Below are 14,660 nucleotides of genomic sequence, written 5' to 3' on the forward strand. Positions count from 1 at the left end.
AAGTAGCTGGCACGCTGTCAAGAAAGGCCCGCTCCGGCCAGCCGGCGCAGCTTCGGAACGGGAATCCGGTAATTGATCGCCGCGGCGGTCCCCAACCCGTCCGAGCCAGCCGGGCCGCCGTCGGCCGCCCAGCGCAGGAGCACGGACGACTCTCCCTCACCCGGCTCTATGTAATCGGGATCTCGGGCCACGGGCGTGAACCCGGCAGCCTTGAGCGACAGGCCGAAGCATTCGGTCCAGAAGTACGGCTGGAAGTCGAACTCGGGTGCCGCGTCTCCCTTGAGCAGGCCGGCGGCGGCTACCCTGGCCTGCTCGATGGCGCTCGTCCACAGGGGCACCCGCCCCAACCCGCGGCGGGTCGGGAAGAACGCCACGTCGCCGGCGGCAACGACGTCCGGGCGCAGCCGTCCCCGGGAGTCAACGCGGAGCGCCCCGTCGGTCAGGAGCCCCGAGCCGGCCAACCACTCAGTGTTCGGCTCGTCACCGACGGCGGTGACCACGAGCTCGGCCTCCAGCTCGGTGCCGTCGTCAAGGACTACCAGCGTCCCCGCCCCGGCGCCGACGAGGCGGGCTCTCCCACCGCTGACGATCCGCAATCCGCGCCCGAGCGCGGCGGCAGTGAACACTCCGGACAGATAACCGCCCAGCTGCCGCGAGAGGGGCGCGCCGTCGGAAACGAGCGTCACCTCGCAACCGGACTGCAGGCAGCCCGACGCCACTTCCATGCCGAGCGGTCCGCCGCCGATCACGACGACGGACGGGCGCGCCGCGGCGCGATGCTTCAGCGCGATGGCGTCCTCGATGGTGCGCAGGGTCAGCTCATGGACGCCGTCGTCAAAGGACCCGCCACCGAGCCGCCTGGCCCGCGAACCCGAGGCGATAACCAGGCCGTCGTACGGCAGCTCATGGCCGCCGTCGAGCCTCACCACCTTGGCGCCGACGTCGAGACCTGCGGCGCTGACACCGAGCAGCTCAGTCGCGTCGTGGGTTGGCTCGGGCAGCTCGTGGGCGTTCAGTTCGTCATCGCCGTTGCCGTCGATACCGTGGAGCAGTGCCTTGGACAGGGCGGGGCGGCTGTAGGGGGAGTGGCGCTCGGCGCCGACGACCGTCAGCTCGCCGTCGAAACCGGCAGCGCGCAGCGAGTCGCAGGCGGTGAGGCCGGCGATGCCGTTGCCGACGACGACGATCCGGCGCATGGCCGCGGTGCCCGCGATCATGTGGCCACCAGTTTGAGCGCGGCGACGGGGCACACCCGCACCGCCGCGTTCGCGGCGCCCAGTTCCGCTCCGTCCACCTCGGCGGAGTCGAGCACGAGCTCGCCGTCGTCGTCGAGGTGCATGAGTGCGGGTGCGGCTTCCTCGCAGAGGCCGTGGCCCTCGCAGCGGGGCCGGTCGACTTCGATCCTCATGCCGCTTCCACCTTCACGACCTGGAGTTTTTCGAGACTTCGCGTGATGTTGCCTGCTACGCGGGCCTCGTCGGCGAGCTCCAGCGTCTTCACCCGGCGGGCGAGCGCCTCGATGACCGCGTGGCCTTCAAGCTTCGCGAGGCCCTGGCCGGCGCAGCCGTGCGGGCCGTAGCCGAAGGAGAGGTGGTCGACGGGGTTGCGGGTGACGTCGAAACGGTCGGGATTTTCGTAGTGGCGGGGGTCGCGGTTGCCGGCGCCGAAGAGGATCCCCAGCTGGGCGCCCGCCGGGACCGTGACGCCGTCGATCTCCACGTCGCGGGTCGCGGTGCGGCCCCAAATATGCAGCGGAGTCCAGTAGCGCAGCACCTCGGCGAAAGCTGCGGGGATGAGCTCCGGGTTCTCGCGGACGAGCCGCAGCTGCTCCGGGTGGCGGCCGAACAACGCCATGATGTTCCCGATCGAGGCGATCGTCGTGTCGACTCCTGCTCCAAGGTACTGGTGGATGATGTGTCCCGCGGAGCCTTCCGGGATGTCGCCGCGCGTCTCGGCGTCGAAGATTCCGCGGCCGATCGAGCCGGGAGTGAGGTCATCGGCGCTGACCGAGGAGCACCAGCCGTACAGCTCACCGGCGATCGGGAAGCTCTCCTGGGTGCGTTGGTTCATCGGCCCGATGACCTGCATCGCGGCCTGTCCCCAGCGCAGCATGTTGTCCTTCACATGCCCGTTGAAGCCGATGAGGTCGGCGACAATCTCGAGCGGGAAGGCCCGTGCCAGGGAGTCGATGGCCTCGAAGCTGCCGTCGGCCACGAGTTCGCCGACCAGCTTGTCAGCCTTCTCGTCGATGGTGACCTTGAGGCCGCGCAGGGCCCGCGGCGTGAGGTTGGCCGACAGCGTCGCGCGCAGCTGGGTGTGCAGTGGCGGGTCGGAGGCAAGCGACGTGCCCTGCAGCGCCTCATTCACCATGGGGTTGAAGCCGAGGGTGGTGGACGAAAACGTCGCCGGGTCGCCGAGGACGTCACGGATGATGTCGTAGCGAGTGAGGACGTACACGTCGTTCTTTGGAAGGTGGACGACGGCGGCCTGCTCGCGCAGTGCCGCGTAGGCGGGGTACGGGTCGACGAGAATGGCGTCGTCCCAGATGTCGATGTCCGACTCGGTGGGTGCAGTCACGGTGTTCTCCTTGCGGATGGTTTGATGGGTCGGTGATCGGGAGCCGGAGGCTGTCAGTCTCAGACGACGGCCTCGGAGCTGGCTTCAGTGGTCTCCGCGACGGCATCGTGCGTGGGTGCCGAGGAGCGGGCGGAGATGAAGAGCGTCAGGACTGCGGAAAGGATTGCTGCGATGCCGGCGGCGAGGTAGACCGTCTGGAAACCCTGGCCGAGGGACGTCCCGGCCGCGCCCTGGATCTGCGGCTGCGCGGACGTGAGTGCCTTGACCATGCCGTCGATGGCCTGGGCGGGTGCGCCGCTGGCCGTTGCCTGGCCGGAGAACTGCGCGATGACGCCGTCCCAGCCCGCGAGGTAGCCCAGTGGAGGCACGTGCGAAAGACCGGCCACTGCCTCGGCTGGCAGCCCTGCCCCGCCAAGGATCCCGGCGAGGGGACCGGCGAAGGCCGTGGCACCGACGCCGAACGCAATGGCTGAACCGATGACGGGTCCCAGCGCGAAACCGAGGTCGCGCAGGAGGTTGGTGGTAGCTGAGGCCATGCCGATGTGCTGCGGCTGGACGGTGTTGATGGCGACGGCGGTAATGGAGCCAACCGTGAGCGCGAATCCGATGCCCAGCAGCAGGAGCGGCGGAATGAACGCCGTCCATGGAGTTCCGCCGAAGGTCTCGGGCGTGCCCAGGGAAAACGTGGAAAGCCAGAACGCGGACAAGGCCATGAACGAGAAGCCCGCGGTGAGCACCCAGCGCGGGGCCACGTGATGGATGAGCCAGCCCACCACCGGGATGAAGGCGAAGGCGGGGCCCTGGATGAAGACGAACAGCACACCGACCTTCCAGGCTTCGGCGAGGGCGAGTCCGCCGACGGCGACGCTGGTGCTGTAGCAGACAGCGAGGAAGGCGAACATGCCGGAGACGGCAACCACGCCCGTGATCGAATAGGCGCTGTTTCTGAACAGCGACAGGTGGATCAGCGGCTGCGGGGTGCGGGTTTCGATGACGACGAAGGCGACCAGGAGGACGGCGCCCACAACGTAACTTGCGATGACCTCGGCGCTGCCGAAACCGGCGTCGACCGCATGGACGGTGGCGAACAGGACGGCGATCAATCCGAGCGCGAGGGTGATCTGGCCCGGGAGGTCGAGTTTTCGGCCCGCCGCCGCTGCTGAGTCCTTCGCCCTGACAGCCACGATAAGGACGGCGACGGCGACCGCCGCGGCAATGTAGTAGGCCACGCGCCAGCCGCTGAAAACGTTGGGCGCGCCTGCCGCGGGACCCGCGACGGTGAAGGCCTGCGCCGTCAGTCCTGCCAGCATCGGGGAGATCACCGCGCCCAGTGACAGGAACCCGGCCCAGGTGGCAATCACCTTCGCCCGGGCGCGGTGGTCCGGCGTAATGGCCGCGATCATGGACAGGGAGATGGGGAAGAGGATGCCGGCCCCGATTCCGCCGACGGCCTGCGCGGCGATCATCATCTCGGTGGTGGTGGCCAGCGCCGCCAGGACGGAGCCCGCGATGCTGACCGCAGCGCCGGCGTACAGCAGCTTCTTGCGGCCGAACAGATCGCCCAGAAGGCCCCAGCTGAGCTCAAACACCACGATGCCCATCATGAACATGCCTGCGATCCAGGTCAGGCCTGCGCCGGAGGTACGGAATTCCACGGCAAAGGTGCCATTGAGGGCACCGGGCAGTGCGTTGGTGATCTGGGCCAGGGTAACCGCGCTGTAGGCGGCTATGAACGTGGCCCGTACAGAGCCGCTGCTCTGCAAAGAGACGGTCTGACTCATCGATGAAACTCCTTTGTTTCGGATGACCGGGTGGTATGCCCATCAGTCTGTAGTGATTCATTACATAGTGTCAAGGAAATTCTTAAACGAAAGTTTTCTTGACGTTGTGTAAAGATTTGTGTGATGCTGGCTTCACCGCAACGGAGCGTGGCACAGCCGGGCTCTCCGCGGCGCCCCCTCCATTCAGACCCCGAACCTCTAGGGAGAACCCACGTGAGTCACCCCAATGCCGCCGGCACCGGCCAAGCGATTGATGCCGCCGCCGGGCAAACCGTCAATACGGTCCTGGGTCCGGTACCTGCGTCTGAGCTGGGCGTTGTTGCAGTCCATGAGGCCCTGTTGTCCGTATTGCCAGGTGCCCAGTACGCCCCCGACATCTCCATGGACCGGGCGGAGATCTTCGACGCCCTGGCCGCCAAGCTCACGGACTTCCGCGAGCAGGGCGGGAAGACGATCGTTGACAGCACCGGGATGTTCCACGGCCGCGACCTCAAGCTTTACGAGGCACTGTCCAGGTCCACCGGTGTCCACATCGTCGCCTCCTCGGGCCTGGGCCCCGAGGAAGAACTCGGCGGATACTTCCTGACTCCACAGACCAACCCACCCACCCCGTGGCCGGCCGAGAAGTTCGGCGATCTCTTCGGCAAGGAGGTTATCGAAGGAATGGTGGTTCCGAGGGTGGAGCGCCGCGCCGCTGCGGGCATCGTTGCCACGGTCGCCGACCGTGCCGGCATGACGCCGACCGAAGAGAGTCTGTTCCGCGGCTCCGCCCGTGCCGCCAGGGATACCGGCGTTCCGGTCTCCATCCGCTTCGGCGCCGATGTCCTGCATGATCTTGACATCGTCCTGGACGAGCAGATCGGGGCCGACCGGGTGCTCGTCGGCGGGCTGGACCGCAAGGACGCAGCCGGCTCCGCCCTCGAGGTGGCCGGCCGCGGAGCCTTCGTCGGCATCGACCACGTTGGCCTGAACGAACACGCGGACTACCTCACGGACACCGAGCGCGCCGGACTGGTGCTCGACCTCGTCCGGGCCGGGCACACCGGGAGGATCATCCTTTCGGGCAACTCGATCGGCGTGGCCAAGGGCCTGCCGGAGTACAACCTGCCCTACAGCCACGTCCTGAGCACGTTCGTTCCATTCCTCAAGGCCCGCGGCCTGAGCGACGAAGACGCCCGGCGCATCCTCGTGGACAACCCGCGCAAGCTGCTGACCGTGCGCCAAGTGCGTTCCGGCCAAGACACAACAAGCTTTCGAACCCCTGAGGTGAACCAATGACCAAGGTCAACACAGTGCTGGGAACCATCCCGGCCGAAGAACTGGAAATCGTGGCTGTCCACGAACACATCGGCTACGGCATGCCCGGGTCCGAGCTGGACACCAGATGGTGGAAGTCGCCGGAGCAGGCCTACGAGGAAACCGTGCCGAAGCTGCGGAAGTTCCGCGAATACGGCGGCGGTACCTTCGTGGACGCGACCGGCATCTGCAACGGCCGCGACGTCGACTACTACAAGTCCCTGTCCCGCAAAACCGGCGTGCACATCGTCGCCTGCACGGGCTTCGTCGGCGGCGATACCGCCCTGCCGCATTTCTCCCGCGCGACCGTGGACTACCTCGCGAAAGTTTTCATCCACGAGATCACCGTCGGCATCGGCAACACGGGTGCCAAGGCCGGCGTCATCAAGGTCGGCGTGAGCCGTGGCGGACGCATGACGGAGCTGGACAAGCGCATCTACAGGGCCGCGGCCCGCGCCGCCGTCGTCACCGGTGCGCCCATCCTCACCCACCTGGCCATCGACCCCGAACCGGCAGTGAACATCTTCAACGAAGAGGGCCTGTCCCTGGACCGTGTGCTCTTCGGCCACGCCGACGACGGACTCAACGCCCCGGTCACCCCGCACGACTGGATCTACGAGCAGGGCGGCCGCATCGGCTTCGACACTTTTGGCTACGACCTTGAGCTGCCGGATCCGCCGTTCTGGGGCCGCAGGCGCGCCGAACGCATGGAGCACTTCGTCAATCTCGTGAACAAGGGTTATGCGGACAAGCTGCTCGTCTCGGCCGACGCAAACTGCAGCCCCCTGGGCTGGCCCGGCGTGAAGGGCCACACCATCAACTACATCTTCGAGGACATGATCCCGGACATGCGCGCTGCCGGCATCGACAACGCCACCCTCAAGCTCCTGCTCGAGGACAACCCCGCCGACTTCCTGTCGCTGGGCGTCTGACCCCGGACAGCACAACTAAACGTTCCCCAGGCATGGCCCGGGCCAAGAAAGAGCCAAGAAAGAGATGAATCCATGAAGGCTACGGACATCAAGAACCTCACAATCGCCATCGTCGGTGCAGGCTACGGCGGCGCGGCAGCAGCCAAGGCACTGAGCCTGCTCGGCGCCGACGTCACGGTCTACGAACAGGCCACCCAGATGCGCGAGGTCGGCGCCGGCATCGGCCTCCGTCCCGCCACCATGGCCCGGTTCCGCCAGTGGGGCATCTTCGACGCAATCGCCAAGGTAAGCTCGCCGAGCGACTACTTCGAGATCCTCACCGCAACCGGCGAGCCGATCATGAAAGACACCTGGCCCGAGTCCGGCGACGAGAAGCAGACCTACCTCATCCACCGCGGCGACTTCATCGAGGCCCTGCTCGGCGTGCTCCCCGAGGGCATGGTGCAGCTCGGCCACAAGCTGGAGACCATCGAGGACAAGGGCAGCCGCTCCGTCCTCACCTTCACCAACGGGCGGACCGCCGACGCCGATCTGGTGGTCGGTGCCGACGGTATCAAGTCCGTGGTGCGTGAGCGGCTGTTCAGCAACAAGATCCCGGTATTCTCCGGCGAGCACGCCTACCGCGTGGTAATCTCCGCCGGCGACGCCCACGGCATGGTGGTGGATGACAACCTGCGGATGTACATGGGCAGTGGCACCAAGGTTTACCTGCTGCCGCTGCGCCACCGCAACCAGATGTCCTTCGACATCACAGCACTGAACCCGGACGGCACCTGGGCGCCCACGGTCACGAAGGAAGAGCTGCTGCACACGGTGGAAGGCTTCGACGAGCGGATCGTTGAGATCGCCCGGGGCCTGGATATGGACGCGGTGAACATCCGCGCCGTCTACGACATCGACCCCTTGGACACCTGGCACACGGACTCGGTTGTGCTGATGGGCGACGCCGCACACTCGATGCTGCACCACCAGGGCCAGGGTGCGAACTCTGCCATCGAGGACGCCGGCGCCCTCGCCGACGCGCTCGCCCAGGCGGGCTCCGTCAGGGAAGCACTGGCTCTGTTCCAAGCAACGCGCAAACCGGTGACGGACGAGCTGCAACGTATTTCCCGCCAGGGCTGGAGCGCGGAAGAAGTCAACGACGTCTTCCCCGGGCAGAAGCCCTCCAGCCAGAATCCACCGTCCCGGCAGCCCGCCGCAGCCGCGAAAGCCTGACCGCCATGACCATTCATCCCGAAATCGCCAAGATTCTCAGCACCCTGCCGGCACCTGACGGTTCGGCGCTGACCCCCGAGGCCATGCGTGCCGGCGAGGCCGCCCAGGTCCCGCCGCTGAAAGAACGCCTCCCGCTCCACGCCGTCGAGGACATGGTTGCGGCGACGCCGTCGGGCGAGGTGCCAGTGCGGATCTACACTCCGGCCGACGCAGACGCCTTCGGCCTGCTGGTGTACTTCCACGGCGGTGCGTTCTTCCTGGGCAGTCTGGACACCCATGACCAACTCGCGCGGGCCCTGGCCAAGGAAACCGGGCACAAGGTCATTTCGGTGGGCTACCGGCTGGCCCCCGAAGCCGCCTTCCCGGCCGGCCTCGACGATTGCTACGGCGTGGTCCGCTGGGCCGCCGAGCAAGGTAACAGCCTGGGCTGGGACGGAAAGAACCTCGCCATTGCCGGTGACAGCTCAGGCGGCAACTTCGTCGCCGCCGTTGCAGCGATTGCCCACGACGACGGGTTCGACCGGATCACCCATCAGGTGCTGTTCTACCCGTCCCTCGACCTGGATTTCGACGTCGACCGCTACGCCTCGCTGCGGGAGAACGCCGTCGGCTACGGGCTGGAGACGGCGGCCCTGTTGCCCTTCAACGCCTTCTACCTCGAAAACGGGGCTGATCCGGCGGACCCGCTGGTGTCGCCCATCAAGCGCGCGGACCTCGCCGGCCTGCCGCCGGCACTGGTCATCACTGCGGAGCACGACCCCCTGCGCGACGAAGGCGAACTGTACGGCCGGCGCCTGGCGGAGGCCGGCGGCGACGCAACAGTCAGCCGCTACCAGGGGGCCAACCACGGCTTCGTCCAGAATTTCGCCTGGATCCCCGAGTACTACCGGGCGTTCGAGGAGGCGGGTGAATACCTGAACAGTGAATCCCTGAACCATGAATCCCTGGATGCCGGGGCCGGACAATGACGGAACCGGTCGCTGTCCACCCGGTGGTCTCCCCGTGGGGCCGGTTCGGCCTCTACAGCTTCTTCATCGACGCCCCGGAGCCCGCAATTGTCGACACGGGGATCGCGTCCTCGCCCGCCGAAGGGATGCTGCCGGCATTGGAAGCGATTGGCCGCCGCATCGAGGACGTCCGCTGGATCCTGCTGACGCACGGACATATCGACCACATCGGCGGTGCCTACGCCTTGTGGGAACTCACCGGGCGGCGCGCGCAGGTTGTCATCCACGAGGCCGATGCACCGCTGCTCCGCTCGCGCCGGGCCCATGTGGACGAATACCTTTCCGGCCGGGCGCAGTATCTGCATGATCCCGACGGCGAGGCGAAGCTGACGGCCGCCACGAACGCTGTCATCTCGGGCGAGATGGAGCCGACGATGCTGGTGCGGGGCGGTGAAAGCATCTCCCTCGGCGGTGACGTCACCGTCTCGGTACATTCAGTCCCGGGCCACACCCGCGGTTCAGTGGCATATGTCATTGACGGACAAAACGACGTGTTCGTCGGCGACGCCGTACAGGTCCAGGGCGCCGCCAACGGGTTCCCCGGCTTTGTGGACCCGGCCGGCTACCGCTCAAGCCTGCAGCACCTCCGCGATGAAATCCGCCCGCGGCACCTCTACCTGGGTCACCCGTACCGCCGTGCGGACGGCACACCCTACGGCGTGGAGCTCGACGCCGGGCAGGCCCGGGAAGCCCTTCAGCAGAGCCTGGCGATCGAGACCCGCGTCAGGAAGGCAGCCTGCGGCTGCCTTGCAGCCGGACTGCAGCATACGGACTCGCCGTACTCGCCGTTCGCCCGGGTCGCCGGGGAACTCAACTACGACGGCGATCCAGCCTTGGAGCCGTCCCCGTTCTTCACGACGCTGCACGGCTACCGCACGGCATCGGACCATTCGCCCGAAAATGAGGAGATAAGCACTCATGGATGACTTTCAGTTACTGAATGCCGGCAGCGAAAAGATTGCCGTCCGCAAGGACCTTCGGGTCCCGATGCGCGACGGCGTCGAGCTCGCCGCGGACGCCTACCAGGGCGCCGAGGACAAGCCGCGCCCTGCGCTGGTGGCGCTCAGCCCGTACGGCAAGGAACTGCAGGCGCTGGCACTCACCACCCCGCCGCAGCGGCGCCCCAGCCCGATGTGGGACGGCTGCATCGAAGCCGGTGACATCGCCCGCATCGTCAAGGAGGACTACGTCCACGTCATTGGCGACCTGCGCGGCTCCGGCCACTCCGGCGGTGAGCACATCGGCAACTACAACGCCGGCGGTGTGTCCTTGGGCCAGGACGCGTACGACTTTATCGAGTGGGTCGCGGAGCAGCCCTGGTGCGACGGCAACGTCGGCATGGTGGGCATCTCCTACTTCGGCTCCATGCAGGTCCTGGCGGCCGCCGAGCGCCCACCGCACCTGAAGGCGATTTTCGTGTCAGGCGGCCATTACGACTTCTACGAAACGACCTATCACGGCGGCGTCATGTGGTTCATGCCGCGGGCTGCCCGCGAGGGCCGCGGCGGCGACTCCGGGTGGGCCTTCACCGACAACGTCAAGTCCCGCATGATCGAGAGATACTCCCCCGGGGAGCTGAAGGCGCTCGTCGCGAAGCGCCTGCAGGATCCGGACGTCGCCGCGTGGCCCAACCTGGTCCACGTCCTGAACTACCCCAAGAACCACGAGGCCTGGTTCGACATCGTGATGAACGAGCTCGACGGCGACTGGTACGAGGAGCGCAATCCCATCACCCTGGCCCGGAACATCGACATACCGGTCTGGCTGCAGATCGACCAGGGCCGCGGCTGGACGATGGACGGGACCATCGAGCTGTTCAATGAGCTGAAGGGCCCCAAGAAGCTGACCGTCGGGCCCTACCCGCCCATGCAGTCGCGGCCCTTCATCGAGGAGCACGACAAGATGTTCCGGTGGTACGACTACTGGATCAAGGGCATCGACAACGGGGTCATGGACGAGCCGGCCGTGAGCGTCTTCGTGGAGGGCTCCCGAGAGCTGGCGACCGCGGACCAGTGGCCGCCTAAGGAGGTCGCGTACAACTCGCTGTACCTGCGCCCGCGCCACAAGCTCTCGCCGGAACCCGAGCTGATGGGGGCCGAATACGCCGTCCCGGACGGCTTCTACCAGGCGCCGCTCACAGTGACGGACAAGGTGGAAATCATCTGCTGGTCCACGCCCCCCTTCGAGGAGGACACCGAGATGATCGGCACCGGCGCCGCGCACATCTTTGCCGAGATCGACCAGCCGGACACCAACTTCATCCTGCGTCTGTGGGACTACGCTCCCAACGGCAAGCGCCAGCTCATTACCAGCGGCTACCTCAAGGCCTCGCACCGCGAACTGGACGAGCGCACCAGTGAAGGCAACCCGCATCACCCGCACACCCGTTCCGTGCCCGTGGAGCCGGGGCAGATCGAGGAGTACGTCCTTCGCCTCTACCCCTTCGCGAACGCGTTCAAGCCGGGCCACGTGCTGACGGCGGAGCTGTCCAACGCCGAGCCGCTGGCCGACGGACACAACTCGCTGCTCCCACCGGATGCCTTCCACCTGCCGGTGGGCCGGCCCGTCACCCACAAGATCTACCGCGACGCCGCACACCCGTCCCGGCTGGTGCTGCCGTACACCACGAGCTAACTTCAGCGAATCACTTCGCGCGTCATGCCGAACGGGACCTGGTCGGAAAGCGCGGCCGTGTAGTTTCCCGGCCTGTGGCGCGTGACCAGGATGCCGTGCGTGCCCGTGAGCATCGCCAGTTCCTGGAGGTCCTTCACGGCGGCCTCGAGGTGTTCGTCCAGGGCGTGCCGGCTGGTGACGTGGATATCGATGCAATCGAGGAGGGCGGTCATGGCGTGTCCTTTCTGCTTGCTGTTGGCCGGTGGGTTATGCGTTGCCGGAGTCGCGGCTGCCGGCAGCCACCGGCGCGGCTGATTCGGCCGTTGCCTTAGTTGATGCCGGTGCCTGGGTTTGCGCCGGTGCCTTGGTTTCGGTCGCCGGCGGTGTGGTCCTGAGCTTGAAGCGCTTGGTGATGGAGGACCCGCCGCCGGCACGGTTCTTGTTGAAGATGTCGAAGCCGACGGCGATCAGGAGCACCAGGCCCTTGATGAGCTGCTGGTAGTCCGTACCGAGGCCGAGGATCGACATGCCGTTGTTGAGGACGCCCATGATGAGGCCGCCGATCATGGCTCCGGCCACGGTTCCGATGCCACCCTGGACCGCTGCTCCGCCGATGAAGGCGGCGGCGATGGAGTCCAGTTCGAAGCCGGTGCCACCGGCAGGCTGGGCGGAGTTCAGCCGCGCCGTGAAGATGAGACCGGCCAGTGCAGCGAGGACACCCATGTTCACGAAGAGCCGGAAGGTCACAGCCTTGGTCTTGATGCCGGAGAGCTCCGCGGCGTGCAGGTTCCCGCCGATGGCGTAGGTGTGCCGGCCGAAGATGCTGTTGTTCATCAGCGCGGAGTAGGCGATGACCAGGCCCGCAAGGACGATCAGCACGATCGGGGTGCCGCGGTAGCTGGCGAGCAGGAACGTGATGACGAGCATCAGCAGGGCAATGAACGCGGTCTTCGTGGCGAACCAGGCCATGGGTTCGTTTTCCAGGTTGAACCTGCGGCGGACGCGGCGTTCCTTGATCGACTGGAACAGCAGGGCCGCAGTGCCGCCGACGCCGAGGATCACCGTGAGCCATTCGAGCACGGAGGTGCCGCCCGAGATGTCCGGCAGGAAGCCGCCGCCGAGGGCCCGGAGCTCGTCCGGGAACGGGGTGATCTGCTGGTTCTTCAGGGTGATCAGGGTCAGGCCGCGGAAGATGAGCATGCCGGCGAGGGTGACGATGAAGGCAGGGATGCCGACGTAGGCGATCCAGTACCCCTGCCACGCGCCGACCAAAGCGCCGACGAGGAGGCAGGCCGGGATCGCCGCCCACCAGGCCCAGCCCCAGTGGACAATCATGACACCGGCGACGGCGCCGATGAAGCCGGCGATGGAACCGACGGAGAGGTCGATGTGGCCGGCGATGATGACCATGACCATGCCGATGGCCAGAATGAGGATGTAGCTGTTCTGGACGACGAGGTTGGTGACGTTCTGCGGTTCCAGCAGGATCCCGTCGGTGAGGACCTGGAACAGCAGGACGATCAGGATCAGGGCGACGAAGATGCCGACCTGGCGGAGGCGGCTTGCCAGGAAGCCGAGGGATTCTCGTAGGGCGGACATGGCTCGTTATTCCTTCTCTTGGGTCATGTAGTGCATAAGGGTTTCCTGGGAGGCCTCGGCGATCGGGACTTCACCGGTGACGTGGCCGGCGGACAGGGTATAGATCCGGTCGCAGATGCCCAGGAGCTCGGGAAGCTCGGAGGAGATCACAATGACGGCTTTGCCCTGGGCGGCCAGCTCGGCAATGATCGTGTAGATCTCGTATTTGGCGCCGACGTCGATGCCCCGGGTGGGCTCGTCCAGGATCAGCACGTCGGGGTCGGAGAACATCCATTTGCTGAGGACCACCTTTTGCTGGTTGCCGCCGGAGAGCTTCCCGGTGATGGCGGCAACGGACGGGGCCTTGATGTTCATGCTCTTCCGGTAGCTGTTGGCCACCGTGGTTTCCTTGTTCTTGTCCACCCAGCCGCGCTTGGCGATCTTGGGCAGGGCAGCCATGGAGATGTTCCGCTTGATGTCCTCGATCAGGTTCAGCCCGTAGTGCTTGCGGTCCTCGGTGGCGTAGGCGATGCCGTGGCGGATGGCCTCGGGCACGGTGGAGGTGTTGATTTCCTTGCCGTACTTGAACACCCTTCCGGAGACCGCGCGGCCGTAAGTGCGGCCGAAGACACTCATGGCCAGTTCCGTGCGGCCGGCTCCCATGAGGCCGGCGAGCCCCACCACTTCGCCCTTGCGGACGTTGAGGCTGGCACTGTGCACCACGGTGCGGCTGTGGTCCTGCGGGTGCTGGACCGTCCAGTCCTCGATGCGCAGGACTTCCTCGCCGATCCGGGGTTCCCGCTCGGGGTAGAGGCTGTCCAGGTCCCGGCCCACCATGCCGCGGATGATGCGTTCCTGGGTGATCTGGCCCTGGTCCACGCGCAGGGTTTCTATGGACTTGCCGTCGCGGATGATGGTGACGGCGTCCGCGACCTTGCGGATTTCGTTGAGTTTGTGGCTGATGATGATGCTGGTGACGCCCTGGCCCTTCAGGTGCAGGATCAGGTCCAGCAGGTGGTCCGAGTCCTCGTCGTTCAGGGCCGCGGTGGGCTCGTCCAGGATCAGCAGCTTCACCTCCTTGGACAGCGCCTTGGCGATTTCGACGAGCTGCTGCTTGCCCACGCTGATGTGCTGGATGGGGGTGATCGGGTTTTCATCCAGGCCAACCCGGGCCAGCAGCTTGGCCGCCTCCAGGTTGGTCTTGCGCCAGTCGACCCAGCCGCGGGTAGCCATTTCGTTGCCCAGGAAGATGTTTTCCGCGATGGACAGGTACGGGCTCAGGGCAAGCTCCTGGTGGATGATCACGATCCCGCGCTTCTCGCTGTCGCTGATGGACGCGAAGTCGCACGGTTCGTTCTCGAAGAGGATGTCCCCCTCGAAGGTGTTGTGGGCGTACACGCCGGAGAGCACCTTCATCAGGGTGGACTTGCCTGCCCCGTTTTCGCCGCAGATCGCGTGGACCTCGCCGCGGTTCACATCCAGGGTGACATCCTGGAGGGCCTTGACGCCGGGGAAGGTCTTGGTGATCCCGCGCATCTGAAGAATGGGTACGTTCATTGGTTAATTCCCGCTGATCTCGATGAGCTGACTGTTGGGGCTGATCTGTTCGGGTGGTGCGGGGCGCCCGCGGCTGCAGGCGCCCCGCCGTGCTGTCAGGAGAG

At 66.4% G+C, this 14,660-nt stretch carries 13 protein-coding genes; 6 read left to right on the top strand and 7 right to left on the bottom strand.

Going from position 1 to position 14,660, the window contains the following annotated elements:
* Nucleotides 1-17 precede the first annotated feature (17 nt).
* The 4 genes from AC57BR_RS13585 to AC57BR_RS13600 are packed head-to-tail and all read right to left on the bottom strand — an operon-like array spanning nucleotide 18 to nucleotide 4,358.
* A complete protein-coding gene (locus AC57BR_RS13585) occupies nucleotides 18-1,217 on the bottom strand; it encodes an NAD(P)/FAD-dependent oxidoreductase (RefSeq protein WP_496361391.1) in 1,200 nt (399 codons plus the stop codon).
* The gene (locus tag AC57BR_RS13590) at nucleotides 1,214-1,408 is read right to left on the bottom strand and encodes a ferredoxin (protein WP_496361393.1); all 195 of its coding nucleotides are present in this window, start codon (nucleotides 1,406-1,408) and stop codon (nucleotides 1,214-1,216) included. Before AC57BR_RS13590 ends, AC57BR_RS13585 begins: the two co-directional genes overlap by 4 nt.
* Entirely contained in the window at nucleotides 1,405-2,577 is a 1,173-nt protein-coding gene (locus AC57BR_RS13595) for a cytochrome P450 (RefSeq protein ID WP_496361396.1), read from the bottom strand. Before AC57BR_RS13595 ends, AC57BR_RS13590 begins: the two co-directional genes overlap by 4 nt.
* 59 nt (nucleotides 2,578-2,636) lie before the next feature.
* Nucleotides 2,637-4,358, bottom strand: a complete 1,722-nt coding sequence (locus AC57BR_RS13600) for an MFS transporter (RefSeq protein ID WP_496361398.1) — start codon at nucleotides 4,356-4,358, stop codon at nucleotides 2,637-2,639.
* 213 nt (nucleotides 4,359-4,571) lie between these two features.
* Between AC57BR_RS13600 and AC57BR_RS13605 the strand changes: the two genes are divergently transcribed.
* The 6 genes from AC57BR_RS13605 to AC57BR_RS13630 all read left to right on the top strand — a co-directional run bounded on the left by AC57BR_RS13605 (nucleotide 4,572) and on the right by AC57BR_RS13630 (nucleotide 11,442).
* The gene (locus tag AC57BR_RS13605; RefSeq protein WP_496361400.1) at nucleotides 4,572-5,636 is read left to right on the top strand and encodes a phosphotriesterase family protein; all 1,065 of its coding nucleotides are present in this window, start codon (nucleotides 4,572-4,574) and stop codon (nucleotides 5,634-5,636) included.
* Complete coding sequence (locus tag AC57BR_RS13610) at nucleotides 5,633-6,586, top strand: phosphotriesterase family protein (RefSeq protein ID WP_496361402.1); 954 nt, start codon at nucleotides 5,633-5,635, stop codon at nucleotides 6,584-6,586. The genes AC57BR_RS13605 and AC57BR_RS13610 overlap by 4 nt, the downstream gene beginning before the upstream one ends.
* Nucleotides 6,587-6,658: 72 nt before the next feature.
* Nucleotides 6,659-7,801 (top strand): FAD-dependent oxidoreductase, encoded by a 1,143-nt coding sequence (locus tag AC57BR_RS13615; protein ID WP_496361404.1) that lies wholly within the window; start codon nucleotides 6,659-6,661, stop codon nucleotides 7,799-7,801.
* 5 nt (nucleotides 7,802-7,806) lie between these two features.
* Nucleotides 7,807-8,769: an alpha/beta hydrolase gene (locus AC57BR_RS13620; protein ID WP_496361406.1), complete on the top strand. Its 963-nt coding sequence runs from the start codon at nucleotides 7,807-7,809 to the stop codon at nucleotides 8,767-8,769.
* On the top strand, nucleotides 8,766-9,734 hold the full coding sequence (locus AC57BR_RS13625; RefSeq protein ID WP_496361408.1) for an MBL fold metallo-hydrolase: 969 nt from the start codon (nucleotides 8,766-8,768) through the stop codon (nucleotides 9,732-9,734). The genes AC57BR_RS13620 and AC57BR_RS13625 overlap by 4 nt, the downstream gene beginning before the upstream one ends.
* Nucleotides 9,727-11,442, top strand: a complete 1,716-nt coding sequence (locus AC57BR_RS13630) for a CocE/NonD family hydrolase (RefSeq protein WP_496361410.1) — start codon at nucleotides 9,727-9,729, stop codon at nucleotides 11,440-11,442. The genes AC57BR_RS13625 and AC57BR_RS13630 overlap by 8 nt, the downstream gene beginning before the upstream one ends.
* Before the next feature lie 2 nt (nucleotides 11,443-11,444).
* On the opposite strand, the gene AC57BR_RS13635 is transcribed toward AC57BR_RS13630, so the two are convergent.
* Genes AC57BR_RS13635 through mmsA form a run of 3 tightly spaced genes read right to left on the bottom strand, consistent with a single transcriptional unit; the run spans nucleotide 11,445 to nucleotide 14,556 of the window.
* Complete coding sequence (locus AC57BR_RS13635; protein WP_496361412.1) at nucleotides 11,445-11,654, bottom strand: hypothetical protein; 210 nt, start codon at nucleotides 11,652-11,654, stop codon at nucleotides 11,445-11,447.
* Nucleotides 11,655-11,688: 34 nt separating this feature from the next.
* Complete coding sequence (gene mmsB, locus AC57BR_RS13640) at nucleotides 11,689-13,020, bottom strand: multiple monosaccharide ABC transporter permease (protein ID WP_496361414.1); 1,332 nt, start codon at nucleotides 13,018-13,020, stop codon at nucleotides 11,689-11,691.
* A gap of 6 nt (nucleotides 13,021-13,026) precedes the next feature.
* Nucleotides 13,027-14,556 (bottom strand): multiple monosaccharide ABC transporter ATP-binding protein, encoded by a 1,530-nt coding sequence (gene mmsA / locus AC57BR_RS13645; RefSeq protein WP_496361416.1) that lies wholly within the window; start codon nucleotides 14,554-14,556, stop codon nucleotides 13,027-13,029.
* Nucleotides 14,557-14,660 lie beyond the last annotated feature (104 nt).

It is taken from the genome of Arthrobacter sp. BGA-UO-ETr-C19 (genome assembly GCF_059568005.1).